The sequence below is a fragment of the Paenibacillus sp. FSL W8-0919 genome (assembly GCF_038003785.1).
Classification (GTDB): domain Bacteria; phylum Bacillota; class Bacilli; order Paenibacillales; family Paenibacillaceae; genus Paenibacillus_AQ; species Paenibacillus_AQ lactis.
In genome coordinates, this window is the sequence record NZ_JBBOPV010000001.1 from 4091446 (window position 1) to 4108170 (window position 16725).

A 16725-nucleotide genomic window follows, 5' to 3' on the forward strand; every position below is an offset into this window, starting at 1 on the left:
CTTAGCGAAGTACATATCAGGGGTCAGCTGGATCTTCACGAAAACCTTTATACGTCTAGACATTATCAAGGTACCGAGTGGAGTTGGTAAATGAAGGAGAAGCAAAGTAAAAAGATGAACGTTGTAACGGAATGCACGCCATTCCATAATGAAAGCGTAACCAAGTACAGATCTTGAATCCATTGGAACGGGGGATGCAAATGCAAAAAAGGAATTCAGTATGGCGGAGAGCGATATCCGTATTATTCATGGCGTCACTCCTGCTCTCGGCCTGCGGAGTCAGCGGGTCCGGCAGCGGCAGTTCAAACGAAACGTCCAAGACCGATCCAAGCACCATAGCGAATGACGGCCCTTTCGGCAAATATGATCCGCCAGTCGAGGTATCGTTCGTAAGGGATCTTAGCGACGTCGTGGAAAATAACGTGCTGGGCGTGCTTAAAGACGAAACGATCGACAACAATCGATGGACGCAATTGTATGAGCAGGAGCTTGGCATCAAAGTCAAGTACAAATGGGTGGTCAAAGGCAGTCCAACCTCCGACCAATACCTGCAGAAAATTAACGTGACGCTGGCTTCGGGCGACCTTCCGGACGTGATTCCGGTCAACGCCACCCAGCTCAAGCAATTGGCGGATTCGGACCAAATCATGGATATGACGGAACTTTACGAAACGTACGCTTCCCCAATGACGAAGGAAGTGCTGCTTCAAGAAGGGACGAGTGCTTTTGACGCCGCTACGTTCGACGGAAAGCTGATGGCGATTCCTCAACTGGAATCCTCGATCGAGCGTTCCATGTACATCTGGATCCGGACGGACTGGCTGGAGAAGCTGGGACTTGCGCCGCCGAAAACGATGGCTGACGTACTCGCCATATCGAAAGCGTTTACGGAGAACGATCCGGACGGGAATGGTGTGCAGGATACGTACGGACTTGGCGTTACCAAGGATTTATGGGGGGGCGCGATGGGGCTTGAGGGGTTTATGGCCGGATATAATGCCTACCCTAACATTTGGATCGAGGATGACTCCGGCAAGCTCGTCTTTGGGAGCATCCAGCCGGAAGTGAAAAAGGCGCTTCAGGTTTTGCAAGAGATGTCCAAAAACGGACAGATCGACCAAGAGTTCGGTATCAAAGACGGAGGCAAGGTTTCGGAGCAAATCTCGGCCGGCAAGATCGGTATGGAGTACGGCGAGCAGTGGAATTCCATTTGGCCGCTTCAGCTGAATCGCGATAACGATCCGAATGCGCAGTGGCAAGCGTTCCCGATCGTATCCGAATCGGGGGAAGCACCGAAGGTGCCGCTCAAATTCAGCACCACCCGATTCTTCGCCGTCAAGAAGGATGCGGCCTATCCGGAAGCCGTCATCAAAATGTTCAATCTGCATCTCGAGAAAAACTGGGGGAAAACCGCCGAATTCGATAAATACTTTGCGCCGCCGGAAGCCGAAAGCGTGTGGCAGCTGTCTCCGGTCACGCCGTATCCGGTCATGAAGAACGTGGATGCATTCCGGGAAATCGATGCTGCGCGCAAGGCCGGCGATTTCTCGAAGTTAACCGGAGAGGCCAAGACGATCCAGGAAAAACTGGAAGCTTATGAATCGGGCTCATCCGACGGCTTTGCGCTATGGGGCTGGGAACGGATATACGGGGAACAGGGCTCCATGGGAATCGCCGACCAATACGATAAAAACGACCAATTCCTGCAGGAAAAATTCGTCGGCGCTCCGACGCCGACGATGGTCGAGCGCAAGACGACGCTCGAAAAAATGCAAAACGAGGTTTTCGTCAAGATTATTTTAGGCGAATCCATCGACACCTTCGACCAGTTCGTAGAGGATTGGAAAAAGCTCGGCGGGGATCAAATCACGCAAGAAGTCAACGAGTGGTACGAACAGGCGAAGCGATAATCCGGGCCGGAGGGAGAACCTTGTCGTTACTCCCTCCGAACCTGTTACCTACGAATTGGAGGTTCACGAATGAAAGCGAAATGGCGAAGAGAGCTGCCGCTCCATGTGATGATATTGCCGGGATTGATTCTAATCGTTTTATTTTCGTACATTCCGATGGCCGGCATCACGATCGCGTTTCAGAGGTTTATCCCTGCCAAAGGCCTCTTCGGCGATCAGCAATGGGTCGGATGGAACAATTTCGAGTATGTGATGAGCCTGCCGAATTTTACGCAGGTTTTGTGGAATACGCTGTTTATTTCGAGCTTCAAGCTCATTTTGGGGCTCATTGTTCCAATCGTGTTCGCCGTCCTGTTGAACGAACTCAAAAACAATGTGATCAAGCGATCGGTCCAAACGGCCATTTACTTGCCTTATTTCCTGTCCTGGGTCGTGCTTGGCGGTATCCTGATCGATATCCTCTCCCCGTCGGGAGGCATCGTCAACGGATTTCTCGGCCTGCTGGGCATCCCCAAGATCTTTTTCCTGGGCGATAACGAATGGTTTCCGTTCACGCTCATTGCTTCCGACGTGTGGAAAAACTTCGGGTACGGCACGATCGTGTACTTGGCTGCGATTACCGGAATTGATCCGGGGTTATACGAAGCGGCAACGATCGACGGGGCGAACCGCTGGCGGAAAATATGGCATATCACGATTCCGGGCATGCGCATGGTAATCGTCCTGTTGTCGGTGTTAAGCCTGGGACAGCTGCTGAATGCCGGCTTCGATCAGGTGTTTAATTTATACAGCCCGCAAGTGTACGAAAGCGGGGACATTCTGGATACGTTCGTTTATCGGATCGGTTTGCTTGATGCCCAGTACGGGGTGGCGACGGCGGTCGGATTTTTTAAATCGGTCATATCGCTCACGCTGATATCGGGCTCCTACTTTTTGGCTTATCGGTTTGCGAAATACCGGATATTTTAAGGGGGGGAAACGATGCAGCAACGATTGGTGCCATCTTCGGCTGAAGGGGGCCGTATCCGGCAAAAAAGGCGGTTTGAATGGTTTTCCCTGATCAATGCCATTTTCTTGATTTTGATCTCGCTGATTTGCGTTCTTCCTTTGATTCACATCATTGCGGTTTCCTTTAGTTCCAGCGCGGCGGCTTCGGCGGGATATGTGAAGCTGTGGCCTGTCGACGTGACGCTGGCTTCCTACATGTATACGGCAAGCCGCCACGAGTTTTGGGATTCGATGCTGGTGTCGCTCACGAGGATCGGCTTGGGCACTCCGCTTAATTTGCTGCTGACCGTGTTGATTGCCTACCCGTTATCGAAAGAGACACGTTCTTTTCGGCTTCGGAGCGCGTACGCGTGGATCTTTTTCATCACGATGCTGTTTAATGGCGGCCTGATTCCTTGGTATTCAACGATAAAAGAATACGGCATGCTGGATACGATATGGGCATTGATTTTGCCGAGCGCGGTTCCCGTGTTCAGCGTCGTTCTGCTGCTTAATTTTTTCAGGGAAATTCCGAAGGAGCTTGAAGAGGCGGCGCTCATCGACGGAGCGAGCCACTGGCGGACCATGTGGTCGATTTTTGTCCCGATATCCAAGCCTGCGCTTGCCACGCTTGCTTTGTTTTCCATGGTTGAGCACTGGAACAGCTGGTTCGACGGACTGCTGCTGATGGGAGACCCGTCCAATTATCCGCTGCAAAGCTATATTCAAACGATCGTAATCCAGCAAAACCTGTCGAATATGTCGAGGGACGATATGCTGAACCTGGCGCTGATCTCCGATCGGACGCTGAAATCGTCGCAGATCTTTCTCGGCTCGCTTCCGATTATTTTGGCATACCCGTTCTTGCAGAAATATTTCGTAAAGGGCATCGTTCTCGGAAGCGTGAAGGGCTAAGGGCTAAGGACACAGCGCAAGTCGATGTTGCCCGCCATAAGTCTGGCTGCCCTGACGAGATGTAGGCTATAATCGAATAAAAAATGCTGGGGGCAATGCCATTGATGTTCCGACGGGACTTTTCACTGCGCAATACGATATTTCTCCGGTTGATCGTGACGTTTCTGCTCATTATGGTGCCGATTCTGTTATTTGCCGTGTATCTTTACCATTGGAACGTGCAAACGGCCAGCTCCGACATTACCAAGACGGCAGCGGCGCAATCCGAATTCTACCTGACCGATCTGGAAAACGAAATCGAACGCATGAAAATGCTGCAGTACAGCCTGCTGGAGGATGAAAACCTGAATGAACTGGTCCTGACCTGGGAGACGATGGCGACGATCGCCCGTACCGAGAACATGAATTCGTTGATCAAGCGGCTGTATACTGTTCAGAACAGCAGCATGTATATCAAGGATGTCAGTGTTCATATCGCGGCTATCGGCCGCACGATTTCAGCCGGAGATGGGGTGCGTGAATTTAGGCCCGAACGCTTCCGGGAAATCCGTTCCGTCTTTGGCAGCGGCTCTCAGCTCATTGAATGGAACGGAGGCTTGTTCCTTGGCGCCATGAAACAGCGGGGTATCAAAAGGGCAGAGCCGCTGTTCACGGTCGAGATCGAGCTGGACGAGCAGCGGCTGCAGGAAGCGCTCGCCCAATTCAATACGTACCCCGGCAGCGGAACGCTGCTCCTGTCGGACAGCGCCAAGGTTGCCGTCGCGAACGGGACAGGGGAGCTGGCTAACGTTAGCCTCCCCCTTTTCCTGCGGGAAATCCCGGCGCTCCTGGAGGACACTCCTTCGCGGCTGACCGTAAACGGGAACCGATACTATGCCGTGCAGGCCCACTCGCCGGAGCTAGCGCTGTCGATCTATCGTTTCATTCCCGAGAAGGTCGTACAGAAGCCGCTGAGCAAGTTCTACAAATGGGCATGGGGATTTGCCGCAGCGGCGCTGGGGATATTTGGCGTTTTTGCGCTGTCTACCTATAAGTTCATCCACAAACCTATGCTGGCTTTAGTTAAAGGCTTCAGAAGGATCGAGCACGGGGATCTGAGCATCCATATCGCCCATGAATCCAAGGACGAGTTCAGGTACTTATACGGCAGGTTTAACCAGATGGTGGACAATTTGCGCTCTTTGATCGATCAAGTCTACAAGCAGAAAATCATGACGCAGCGGGCGGAGCTGAAGCAGCTGCAATCGCAAATCAACCCGCACTTTTTATATAACAGCTTTTTTATCCTGAATACGATGGCCAAGACGGGAGATACGGAACGGATCGAACAATTTACGACGCTGCTCGGGGAGTATTTCGAATTCGTGACGAGGAATGCATCGGATTTGGTTGCATTGGAGCAGGAAGTTCATCATGCGAGAATGTATGCAGAAATTCAGGAGCTACGGTTTTCGAGAAGGATTCAGGTACGCTTTGATCCGCTGCCGGATGAGCTGCGGCCGCTTCCCGTGCCGCGGTTGATCGTTCAACCGATCATTGAAAACGCATTCAAGCACAGCCTAGAAAAAAAGACGAAGAATGGTTTGATTGTGGTGCGATTCGAAGGGGCGGACGGCCAGGCTCGCGTCATCGTGGAGGATAACGGAGACCGGTTGACGGACGAGGCGCTGGAGCAGATCCGGAAGTCCTTGTATGAGGAACAGGACCAGGCCGAAACGACAGGGATGGTGAACATTCATCGCCGGATCCGCATCACATTCGGGGAGGATGCCGGATTACGGACAGAACGTAGCGAGCTTGGGGGGCTTGCCGTAACAATACTTCTTGGCGATGGAGGTGAACCGTCAAGTGTATAGAATGTTGATCGTTGACGACGAAGAAATTATCACCGATGGGCTGGCGGATATTTTCGGAAAATTGAACCTTGACCTGGACATCTACAAAGCCTATTCGGGGCAAGAGGCGCTGGAACTGTTGAACCGGACGCGGGTCGATGTCGTACTATCCGATATCTGCATGCCAGGCATGGACGGCCTGGAGCTGATGGAAACGATACGTCTCAATTGGCCGCAGTGCAAAATCGTGTTCCTGACAGGGCATAACGACTTCAATTATGTCTATCAAGCGATTCAAGCGCCGGACGTGCAATACGTGCTCAAAAACGAAGGCTACCCGAAATTGATCGCGGCCGTCGAGCGAGCGCTCAAGGAACTGGAAGAGACGCTGCGGGCGAATGATCTGATCCGGCGGTCGAAAGAGCAGCTGGATACGCTGGAGACGCTTGCCCACGGGGACTATTTTCGAAATTTGTTATTCCACGACGTGCTCTTCGAACGGGAATTGGAGGAAGACTTCAGGCGCCTGCAAATTCCGCTGGATGCGTCCATGCCGATTCTGATCGGGCTGGGCAGCGTAACGTCTGGCGGGTCCGCGGGAAGATCCCCCACGTATGTCGACCGTCGGGAGACGGCGCTTGCGGTTAAGTTTCTGGCAGAGGCTTTCCTGGCAGAGCGGACGAGCAGCATCGGTTTCATCGATCGATACGGGGATCTGATCTGGCTCATCCAGCCCAAGCGGTGGAGCGGATCGGAATGGACGGACGCTTTCGCACAGACGGTCATGTTTCTGGAGGGAACGTTTGAGCTGATTCAGCAATCCTGCCTGGAATCGCTTGAGGCGTCGGTAGCCGTGACACTATGCGGTGAGGCATTCGCCTGGGAAGGACTGCCTGCCATATACGATAAAATGAGACGGTACCAGCATGATCGGACCGGTGACGGAACGCGGATGGTCCAGAAGGTGTTTCCGAGCGAGGAAGCCGCGCCGTCCGCTACGATTCTTAACAGATCCTTGCGCGATAAGTTCGAGACGCTGGCCGTCCATTTGGAAGCCGGCAGAAGAGAGGAGTTCATGGGGCTGTTCGATGACTTGACCGAACCGGCAGCTTACGAACTCGAGCGGGGGGATCCCAATATGACGGAGCTTTGCTATACGGTTGCGCTTGTGCTTCTGTCTTACATCAATCGGTGGGAAATCCGTGAGATCGGTTCGTTCGGCCTGATGAAGCTGGAAGACTATCGTTCGTGGAGGGAAGCCTTCGGTTATTTGAAAGGCGTTGCTGACGTTTTGTTTTCACTCCGGAAAAGCGGAGAACAGAAGAGGGCTGCCGGCGTCATTGAAAAAATTTGTTCATTCATTGAACAAAACCTCAGCGAGGATCTGTCCCTTGTCAGGCTGGCGGATGAATTTCATTTCAATCCATCTTACTTATCAAGGCTGTTTAAGCAGGAAAGGGGCGTCAATTTATCGGATTATATGGACGAACTCAGGATTCGCAAAGCGAAGGAGCTTCTGAAGAGGGAAGAACTGAAGATAGCCGAGGTCGGTGGTTTGATCGGATACGAAATGCCGCAATCGTTTACCCGTTTTTTTAAAAAATGGACCGGCCTGACGCCGCAGGAATACCGAACCGTCAGGCTAAGCCGCGATGGAGCGCAATAAGTGCAGCGACCAGGCGTATGGCCAGGCAGCAGTCCTTGGATAACCCAAGGACTTATTTGCATTGGGCTGGCAGATTAGGAGGCGACCATCTTCCGATATTCGTTCGCGCTTACGCCGGTATAGGATTTAAATCGCTTATAAAACCAGTCGATTTCGGTATAGCCCACCTCATTCGCAATTTCGTAAATCTTCAGATCCGTTTGCTCCAGCAGCATTTTCGCTCTTTCCATGCGCTGAATGAACAAATATTCGTTAAAGCTCATATTTTCATGGTTTTTGAACTTTTGGCCAAGATAGGAGCGGTTGAAATGGAATTTGCTTGAAATGTCTTTGAGCGTAATATTTTCGTGCAGCTTTTTCCCCACATATTCCTTGACCCTGTGAATGACGTCATCCTCAGTGCGGCGTTGGTTCGCGTTAACAGCAGCTACGCTTTTCACCAGTTCTTCAGCCGGCAACGTGCTGGGTACGTAATCGCTTACCTGCAGCTGCAGCGCTTTGCGGATGAAGGCAAATTCCATGGTATCCTCGACAACAATGATGGGCAAACGGCTTACCCTCCGGATCCGGCCGCACAGCTCCAGCCCTTTCTTGGGGCTGCCGTTCATGTTGATAACCGCCAGTGAATAGCCGTTCTCCTCAATCCGATGCAGCGATGACTCAGAATCATCATCGCAAATTTCCATGTTCATCCCGCATTTGCCCCAATCCTGCAGGCGAAGCGCATCATCGGAGCAGCAGCCCAGATTGATATACAGTAACTTAGACATGATGACTCCCTCCCCATATATTGCGATAAGCGGAATATCCATTAAATTGGTTACGCTTACATTATGTTGGCCGGCGCCCCATTTCCACAATGTGCTTTTCTTTGCATTGCTAACCGTTCTTTACTTCTTGCAAAGCTTGGGTTGAAAAAGCTCGGCGGACAAGCCGTTGCAGGAGACGGCCTTCTAGCGTTTCAGGGGTAGAATATCTCGATTTCCCCAGGTTGTTGCATGGAAATGTAAGCGCTAAACTTTGGATGAATCTGGACCAAACATCAAACGTTGAGGGGGATTAAAGATGCGTGTTCGCAAATTATTGGTTCTGTTATTAGGATTGGTTCTGCTGCTTGCAGCCTGCAGCGGAGGCTCGGGTAACCCAAGCAGCGGCACCCAAGAAACCGTGGAATCGGAGACGAATAGCGGCACTGAAAACGAGACGTCGAAGGAACCTGGCGAGACGGAAAACAGCGGAGGGGAGGAGGAGGAAGTTTACAGAACGCCGGAAATGGATTTCGATTTAGGCGGTAAGACGATTAAAGTCGTCTCTTGGTGGGATATGACGAATCAGGAAAGGAATCCGGACGAGATTGCAAAAAAGAAGAATTTGGATGCGCTCATGGAGAAGCATAATTTCAAAATCGAATATATCGCCATCGACTTCGGCGAATACCAAGAGAAAGTTACGGCTTCCCTGTTAGCCGGCGAGCCGATCGGCGATATCGTACGATTGGGCAAAAACTATACGATTCCGGCGCTTGTCAAACAGGACTTACTTTGGCCGATCGATGAGTATACGAAAAACGTTCGGGCTTTCGATCAATTGGCATCGAATCAAATCTTCACTTACGAAGGCAGAGGCTATGGGTTTAGCGAGACCCGTGGAAACACTGTCCAAGGCATTTTCTATAACCGTACGCTTATGAATCAACTGGGCTTAAAGCCGCTTCAGGATTATGTGAATGAGGATCAATGGAACTGGGACACGTTTATTCAAGTGGCCAAGGATTCGAATAAGGATACAAACAATGACGGAAAGTTAGATACCTGGGGCCTCGCGAATTCATCCCTGATCGAGCATGCACTTTATTCCAACAACACCGGGCTTACAAAAGAGAACAAACAGACACTTGAAGATCCCGCGACATTGGAAGCCCTGAACTTTGTTTCCCGGTTGGCTACGGAGAAGATCGCCAGACCGACGGAAGGCGGCGATTGGAGGGAGCCGAGCCAGTTTTTCCGCCAAGGCAACACGTTAATGTATGCAGGGGCACTATATGAGCTTGGCGGAATCAAGACGGATATGCCGGATTTCGATATCGGCTTCGTACCGTTCCCGAAAGGACCGAACGCGACAACCTACCATACCTTGGAAGGTGCATATCAGGCGTTGGCGATTCCGAAATCAGTCGAGAATCCGGAGCAGCTCTTATATATTTGGGAGAAGATCAATGACATCGATTCCATATATGAGTATCCGGACCAAGCCGATTATGAGACCGTGTTTTCGACAGAGGACGACCTTAACAACGCGCGACTGGCTGCGCCTAACCTGATCGTGCTGGAACATGGCTCCTTTCCGAAACTTCCATATTGGGAATTCGTCGGCGAGCTGAATGAAGGAATATCCGTTTCCACCGTTGTTGAGAAATACAAGTCAACGTTCCAAGCGGCTATTGACGAAGTATATGGCAAGTAACCTTGAACATTAGCCGAAGAACCGATCGTCCCTGCGCAGCGCATTGCTGCGGCAGGGACTGTCATTGGATGGATTAACCGTATGGGAGGGAGAGAAATTGAACACCAGGAAGAAGCGTTTCGGTAGCGCCATACTTGTCATCGTCCTATTTTTTTTGTCTCTATGGGCCTTCTACCCTTCGAAATCGACAAACCAAGGCTTCGTTCAAGCGATCTCCGACTTTGAAGCGGTCATAGAAACGGAAGGGCAGGACGGGTACAGCCAGTATTTAGACGCCCATGCATCGGCGAGCCGCCCGGACCGCATCGTCCGCATCGAAGGCGAGTCCTTTGTATCAACCTCCGGGGAGGGATTCGAGATCGCGGAGAAATTACACGGCTCCGAAGGGAAATCCGTGATCACGCCAGAGGCAGGCTCTATCTCATGGGACTTGAACGTGGAAGAACCGGGCTTATACCATGTCCGGATCCGATATTATCCGATTGAAGGGAAGAGCTCGGCGATCGAAAGGCAATTCTCTATCAATGACAAGGTGCCTTTCAAGGGAGCGGATATCGTGCTATTCGACAGAGTATGGGGAAACCGGGACGAGGAAATCAGGCAGGATAACCGCGGAAACGATCTGCGGCCAAGGCAGATCGAGCAGCCTTCCTGGCAGCTTGCGCCGCTCTCCGATCGGTACGGCTACTATGATGAGCCGTATTCCTTTTATTTTGACAAGGGCAAGCAGAAGCTTACGCTAACGTCCTTGCGGGAGCCGATGGCCATTGATTATATCGAGCTGTACCAGGATCATGCCTTGAGAACATACGAGGAGCTGGCGAATGAATATGAGTCCGAGGGCTTGGAGCCGACCCGGGATCAGTACATTCTGATCCAGGCGGAGGATGCCAAGCGGAAATCGTCGCCGACCTTGTATCCTACATCCGACAGATCCAGCCCGACCGTTGAGCCGTACGACGTTTCCAAAATCAGAATCAACACCATCGGAGGCGTTAACTGGAAGCTGCCGGGGCAATGGATCGAATGGGAGTTCGAGGTGGAAGAAGACGGTTTGTACCAAATCGCCTTGAAGCAAAAGCAGGACCAGCTCCGGGGCGTATTTGCCACACGAAGCCTTATGATCGACGGGGAGTTTCCCTTTGAGGAAATGAAACGAATCCGCTTTCATTATGACCGCGATTGGCAAATGAACGTGCTGGGCGAGGAAGAACCTTATTTATTCCATTTCACCAAAGGGACGCATCAGATCCGAATGATGGTGTCTCTTGGCGAGATCGCGCCGCTCTTGCAGACGATAGAATCCAGCGTGCTGGAACTGAACGAAATGTACCGCAAAATACTAATGATCACCTCCAATACGCCGGATCCGTTCCGGGATTATCAATTGGAGAAGCGGATTCCGGATATGGTGGAGGTGTTCACCGAGCAGGCCGAAATCATTCAAAGCGTGGCCGATTACCTGGAAGAAGCGACAGGCGAGCGAAGCGACAAGGTGGCCGTTCTGCACTCAATGGTGCACCAGCTGAACGAGCTCGCCGAAAATCCCGAAACCGTCGCCAAGCGCTTGGACACGTATAAGGTGAACGTGGGCGGTCTCGGAACCTGGATGCTGCAGATTAAAGAGCAGCCTATCTCGCTTGATTATCTAATCGTTCATTCGCCGGATCGCAAGCTGCCCAAACCGGACGCGTCGTTTTTCGAGGTCGCGGGCCATGAGTTAGGCGCTTACGCAGCTTCGTATACGGAAGATTATGACACCATCGGGAACGCCGGCGATGAAGAAGATGCCATTACCGTGTGGATAACGACCGGACGCGATCAGGCGCAAGTACTGAAAGCATTGATCGACGACACGTTTACGCCTGAGTCGGGTATTCCGGTGCATCTCCGGCTTGTTCCGGGAAATATCCTTCTGCCAGCCACGCTTGCCGGTGAAGGTCCGGATGTCGCCATGCAAATCGGCGAGGACGTGCCGGTCAACTACGCGATGAGGGGCGCTGCAGCCGATTTAACGAAATTCGATGATTTCGAAGAGGTGGTCACCCGATTCCGCGACAGCGGGCTGGAGCCGTACAAATATAACGGCGGGGTTTACGCCTTGCCTGAGCAGCAGACCTTCCCGATGTTGTTTTATCGCAAGGATATTTTGGAGGAACTTGGCTTGAAGCCGCCCGCGACCTGGCAAGAAATCTATGACTTGATTTCCGTGCTTCAGAAGCACAACATGCAATTTTATTTGCCGCTGGAAGCCACCAACGCAAGCCTGGTCCCGAATGCGACGTTCGCGATGCTGCTGTACCAGAACGGCGGGCAGTTTTACCGCGATAACGATACGAAGAGTGCACTCGACTCGGATATCTCCATGGAGGCATTCAAGAAGTGGACGCAGTTCTATACCAGCTACAAGTTCCCGCTGCAAGCGGATTTCCCGAACCGTTTCCGGACCGGGGAAATGCCGATCGGGATTGCGGATTACACGACGTACAACATGCTGACGGTCATGGCCCCCGAGATTAAGGGGCTGTGGGATTTCACGATTGTGCCGGGGACTGAACGCGAGGACGGTACCGTGAACCACGAGGTTGCCAGCCATACGACAGCCGTCATGCTGCTTCAAAATTCGAAGAGCAAAGCGGCCGCTTGGGAATTTCTGAAGTGGTGGACCGACAAGGAGACGCAAATTGCGTATGGTCGAGAGATGGAAGGCTTGATGGGAGAGGCTGCCCGCTATCCGACGGCCAACATCGAAGCGCTGGAGGAGCTGCCATGGCCGGTGAAGGATTATCGGAATTTGGATAACCAATGGCGGTGGGTACGAGGCATTCCGCAGGTGCCCGGAGGATATTTCACAGGCCGGCATTTGGACAATGCTTTCAGGAAAGTGGTAAATGCCAGCGAAAATCCGCGCGAAGCCTTATCCGATTATATTTTGTACATTAACGATGAAATCGAGATCAAGCGGAAGGAGTTCAATTTGCCATATTAACAGGGGAGGTGCGGTAGTCAATGCAAGGAGAACCAGTAATTCAAACCGTAAAGAGCCCCAAAGCGAATGTGCAGAAGAACAGCCGTTGGGTCTCTTTCATAAAAGAGTTGAAGCGAAGCAAGCACTATTATTTGCTGATGAGTCCGTATATGATTATTTTCTTTCTGTTTACGGTCATTCCGGTGGTCTTTTCCTTTGCCCTAAGTTTCTTCTATTTCAACATGCTGGAATTTCCGAGATTCGTCGGTTGGCAAAATTATTCGAGGCTGTTTCTGAATGATGATATCTTTATGATCGCCTTGAAGAATACGCTGATGTTCGCCGTCATTACCGGTCCCGTCAGTTATATCGCCTGTTTTGTATTCGCATGGATCATTAATGAATTGTCGCCCAAAGTGCGGGCGTTCATGACGTTGGTCTTTTATGCGCCATCGATATCGGGCAACGTTTACTTCATTTGGCTCATCATCTTCTCAGGTGACAGCTATGGGTATTTAAACGGGTTTCTGATGAAGGCCGGCTTTATCCTGGAACCGATTCAATGGCTCCTGAATGAAAACTATATTCTATGGATCGTGATTATCGTACAGCTTTGGCTGAGCCTGGGCACCAGCTTTTTGGCGTTTATCGCCGGCCTGCAAACGATCGACAAGTCGCTGATCGAAGCGGGGGCGATGGACGGCATCAAGAATCGCTGGCAGGAGCTCTGGTATATTACGCTGCCGTCCATGAGGCCGCAGCTGATGTTCGGGGCCGTGATGCAGATCACAACCGCATTCGCGGTCGCGGATATCTCCATCGCGCTCGCCGGGTTTCCGAGCGTTAACTATGCGGCGCACACCATTGTCACCCATCTGATGGACTTCGGCACGATCCGCTTCGAACTCGGCTACGCATCGGCCATTGCGACGTTCCTGTTCTTGCTGATGGTCGGAACCAACAAATTAACGCAAAAAATGTTGAGAAGGATAGGTGAGTAACGTTGGCTGCGAAAATGATTCGATATTTCCGGCTGCCGAGAACGCTGAACCGTTCTTTGCCCGTTAGCATTTTGCTGTTTGCGCTGCTCGCCTTGTTCGGAGCCTTCATGGCATTGCCCTTGATTTACGCGGTGAACAACGCATTCAAACCGCTGGACGAATTGTTCATATTCCCTCCGCGGTTCTTCGTGAACAATCCGACGATGGATAATTTCCTGGATTTGATGGTGTTAATGGGGAATTCGTGGGTACCCTTATCGCGTTATTTCGCAAACACGCTGTTGATCACCATCATTGGCACGGCTGGACATATCCTGCTGGCGTCTGCAGCAGCCTATCCGCTGGCCAAATACCGGTTTCCCGGCTCAAGGGCGCTGTTTTCGATTGTGGTGCTCGCCTTGATGTTTTCGCCCCATGTTACGGCGATCCCCAACTATATGGTCATGTCTTGGCTGGGTTGGATCAATACGCATGCCTCCATCATCGTGCCTTCCTTGGCATTTCCGCTTGGGCTGTTTCTGATGAAGCAATTCATGGAGCAGATTCCCGATGCCCTGCTTGAGGCAGCCAAAATCGACGGGGCCAGCGAATATCGGATTTACTGGTCCATTGTGATGCCGAACGTGAAGCCTGCCTGGCTGACGCTAATGATTTTACAATTTCCGGCACTTTGGGGCAGCGATGGGGGCAGCTTCATTTACAGCGAGCATCTGAAGACGTTACATTTCGCGCTCGGACAGATCACGGAAGGCGGAATCGCAAGAGCCGGCGTCGGCGCGGCTGTTTCACTGCTCCTGATGATCGTTCCCATTACGCTCTTTATCATCTCCCAGAGCAGTGTCATGCAGACGATGGCCACTTCAGGGATGAAGGACTAGAAAGGAGGCATGTCAGATTGATGAACAGCTTGCGCAAACTGAAAACGCCTCTCCTCATCATGATCTGCTGCTTATTGGGGGTTGGGGCAGGAGCGGGGAACGTAAGCGCCGAGAGCGCCTCGGACTCCTATATTTATTCTTATTGGGGCGATGCTGCAGCAGCGCCGGCCGCTTATGTGGCGACTGAATTGATAAGCGGCTCGGATCTGGGGACGGGTGCTTTCCAAGAGCCGAGCGATCTTCACGTCACCGCCGACAATCGCGTATACGTGCTGGATTCCGGCAACAATCGGATCGTTGTGCTGGACCATGATCTAAAGCTGGTAACCACCGTGGATTCCTTCACAAGAGAGGGCGAGCCGGATACATTTCTACAACCGCAAGGAATCTTCGTGACTGATGACGGCGAGGTGCTCGTAGCGGACACTGGAAACAAACGGGTGGTTCACTTGGATTCGGATTTTCAACTGATCAAGATCATCGATTCGCCGGAGTCGGAGCTACTGCAGGATTCGTTTAAATTCGAACCCGTCCGGGTCGTCATGGACCATGCGCAGCGAACTTACATCATGGCTGCCGGCGTGTTTGACGGTTTCATGGAATTCGATGCCGAAGGGGCGTTTACTACCTTCATCGGCGCGAATCGCGTTTATATCGATCCGATCGAATATTTCTGGAAGCAAATCTCGACCAAGGCGCAGCGCAGTCAGATGGTCATGTTTACGCCTACGGAGTTTACGAATCTGGATATTGACTCGGAAGGGTTCATCTATGCCACGAACGGGGACCAGTGGGGAAATAACATTAAGAAGCTTAATGCGCAAGGCAGCGATATTTTAAGAAGAACGGGGTATTCCGACCCGCAGGGCGACATTCTTTACCTCAGCAGCGAAGGTCCTTCTAAGCTGATCGACATCGATGTTACCGACAGCGAGATATACTCCATTCTCGATGGCAAGCGGGGACGGGTGTTCACTTACAACGGGGACGGACATCTGATGTACGTATTCGGCGGGCTGGGGAACCAAATGGGCCAATTTCATACGCCGGCCGCCATCGACCGAATCGGCGAGGATTTTCTTGTATTGGATAAAGCGCTTGGCGAAATTACCGTCTTCCGAACGACCGAATACGGTCGAACGCTGAATGAAGCCGTCAAAAGCTACTATCGTGGCGAGGAAGAGACCGCTTTTGCGTTGTTTAATCGAACGATCGCCATGAATGCCAATCTGGAATTCGCCTATGCGGGGATCGGCAAAGCCTTGCTTCGTCAAGGCGATTATAAGGGTGCCATGATGCATTTCAAACGCAGCTTGGATCAGAAAAACTATTCGAAAGCATTCCTGCTATACCGCAAAGCGGTCATGAGGGAACATTTTCCGTTGATCATGACCATGCTGTTCTTGGCCGGAATCGGGATATTTGCCGCATCCAGGCTTCGGAAAGTGAAGGAACGAAGAAAGGGGGCTTCCGCATGAGCAGGGAATGGATTCGGTTTCCCCTAAATCTCATGGTTCATCCCTTTGAGGGCTATTGGGACCTGAAATACGATCGCAATCGAAAATTCACGTTGATCATCTCGTTTTGCGTATTGTTTCTGGTTGCCGTTACGAACATTTTGGGGAGCCAGTACAGCGGTTTTCTAGTCCATGTGTACAATCCCGAGAGCATGAACAGCGTCATGGAAATCGTATATGTGATCGTGCCGATCTTGTTCTGGTGCGTGGCTAACTGGTCGCTTACGACCTTGATGGACGGCGAGGGCAAATTCGTCGAAATTTTTACGTCGACCTGCTTCGCGCTCCTGCCGCTCGTGATCATACAGTTTCCATGGATCTGGCTCAGCAATCTCGTGTCGCTGCAAGAGACCGCCTTCTATTATTTTTCCAACTCCGTTGCGGTTCTCTGGTTCGTTTATCTGCTGTTTGTCGGCAATATGACGGTGCATCAGTTTTCCCCGTCCAAAACAATCGGAATTATGATGCTCACCCTGGTCGCCATGGGGTTTATGGCTTTTATCAGTTTGCTGTTTTTCAGCTTGGTCCAACAGATCGTGGCCTTTATTTCCGTCATCTATCAAGAATTGGTCATGAGAACTTAAG

The 16725-nt window shown here is 51.6% G+C and carries 12 protein-coding genes; 11 read left to right on the top strand and 1 reads right to left on the bottom strand.

Annotated features, from left to right (window positions below; translation table 11 throughout):
* The first annotated feature begins 200 nt into the window (after positions 1 to 200).
* From NST44_RS18645 to NST44_RS18665, 5 genes are all read left to right on the top strand, one after another.
* The gene (locus NST44_RS18645; RefSeq protein WP_007130202.1) at positions 201 to 1910 is read left to right on the top strand and encodes an extracellular solute-binding protein; all 1710 of its coding nucleotides are present in this window, start codon (positions 201 to 203) and stop codon (positions 1908 to 1910) included.
* 69 nt (positions 1911 to 1979) lie between these two features.
* Entirely contained in the window at positions 1980 to 2879 is a 900-nt protein-coding gene (locus NST44_RS18650; protein ID WP_007130201.1) for an ABC transporter permease, read from the top strand.
* Between the two features lie 12 nt (positions 2880 to 2891).
* Positions 2892 to 3812, top strand: coding sequence for a carbohydrate ABC transporter permease (locus NST44_RS18655; RefSeq protein ID WP_007130200.1), 921 nt, complete (start codon positions 2892 to 2894; stop codon positions 3810 to 3812).
* Between the two features lie 104 nt (positions 3813 to 3916).
* Positions 3917 to 5668 (top strand): sensor histidine kinase, encoded by a 1752-nt coding sequence (locus NST44_RS18660; RefSeq protein WP_007130199.1) that lies wholly within the window; start codon positions 3917 to 3919, stop codon positions 5666 to 5668.
* Position 5669: 1 nt separating this feature from the next.
* A complete protein-coding gene (locus tag NST44_RS18665; RefSeq protein ID WP_244152710.1) occupies positions 5670 to 7313 on the top strand; it encodes a response regulator transcription factor in 1644 nt (547 codons plus the stop codon).
* A 74-nt stretch (positions 7314 to 7387) separates the two neighbouring features.
* Here NST44_RS18665 and NST44_RS18670 read toward each other — a convergent pair whose 3' ends face one another.
* Positions 7388 to 8083 (bottom strand): response regulator transcription factor, encoded by a 696-nt coding sequence (locus NST44_RS18670; protein WP_007130197.1) that lies wholly within the window; start codon positions 8081 to 8083, stop codon positions 7388 to 7390.
* Positions 8084 to 8378: 295 nt separating this feature from the next.
* On the opposite strand from NST44_RS18670, the gene NST44_RS18675 reads away from it, so the two are divergent.
* The 6 genes from NST44_RS18675 to NST44_RS18700 all read left to right on the top strand — a co-directional run bounded on the left by NST44_RS18675 (position 8379) and on the right by NST44_RS18700 (position 16724).
* The gene (locus tag NST44_RS18675; protein WP_007130196.1) at positions 8379 to 9776 is read left to right on the top strand and encodes an extracellular solute-binding protein; all 1398 of its coding nucleotides are present in this window, start codon (positions 8379 to 8381) and stop codon (positions 9774 to 9776) included.
* A 97-nt stretch (positions 9777 to 9873) separates the two neighbouring features.
* Positions 9874 to 12765 carry an extracellular solute-binding protein gene (locus NST44_RS18680; protein WP_007130195.1) on the top strand — a complete coding sequence of 964 codons (2892 nt, stop codon included), beginning with the start codon at positions 9874 to 9876 and terminating at the stop codon, positions 12763 to 12765.
* 20 nt (positions 12766 to 12785) lie between these two features.
* Positions 12786 to 13745: a carbohydrate ABC transporter permease gene (locus NST44_RS18685; protein WP_007130194.1), complete on the top strand. Its 960-nt coding sequence runs from the start codon at positions 12786 to 12788 to the stop codon at positions 13743 to 13745.
* A 14-nt stretch (positions 13746 to 13759) separates the two neighbouring features.
* Complete coding sequence (locus NST44_RS18690; RefSeq protein WP_208604298.1) at positions 13760 to 14623, top strand: carbohydrate ABC transporter permease; 864 nt, start codon at positions 13760 to 13762, stop codon at positions 14621 to 14623.
* 17 nt (positions 14624 to 14640) lie between these two features.
* On the top strand, positions 14641 to 16101 hold the full coding sequence (locus NST44_RS18695) for an NHL repeat-containing protein (protein ID WP_040738682.1): 1461 nt from the start codon (positions 14641 to 14643) through the stop codon (positions 16099 to 16101).
* Positions 16098 to 16724 (top strand): Yip1 family protein, encoded by a 627-nt coding sequence (locus NST44_RS18700; protein ID WP_007130191.1) that lies wholly within the window; start codon positions 16098 to 16100, stop codon positions 16722 to 16724. The genes NST44_RS18695 and NST44_RS18700 overlap by 4 nt, the downstream gene beginning before the upstream one ends.
* Position 16725: the final 1 nt, after the last annotated feature.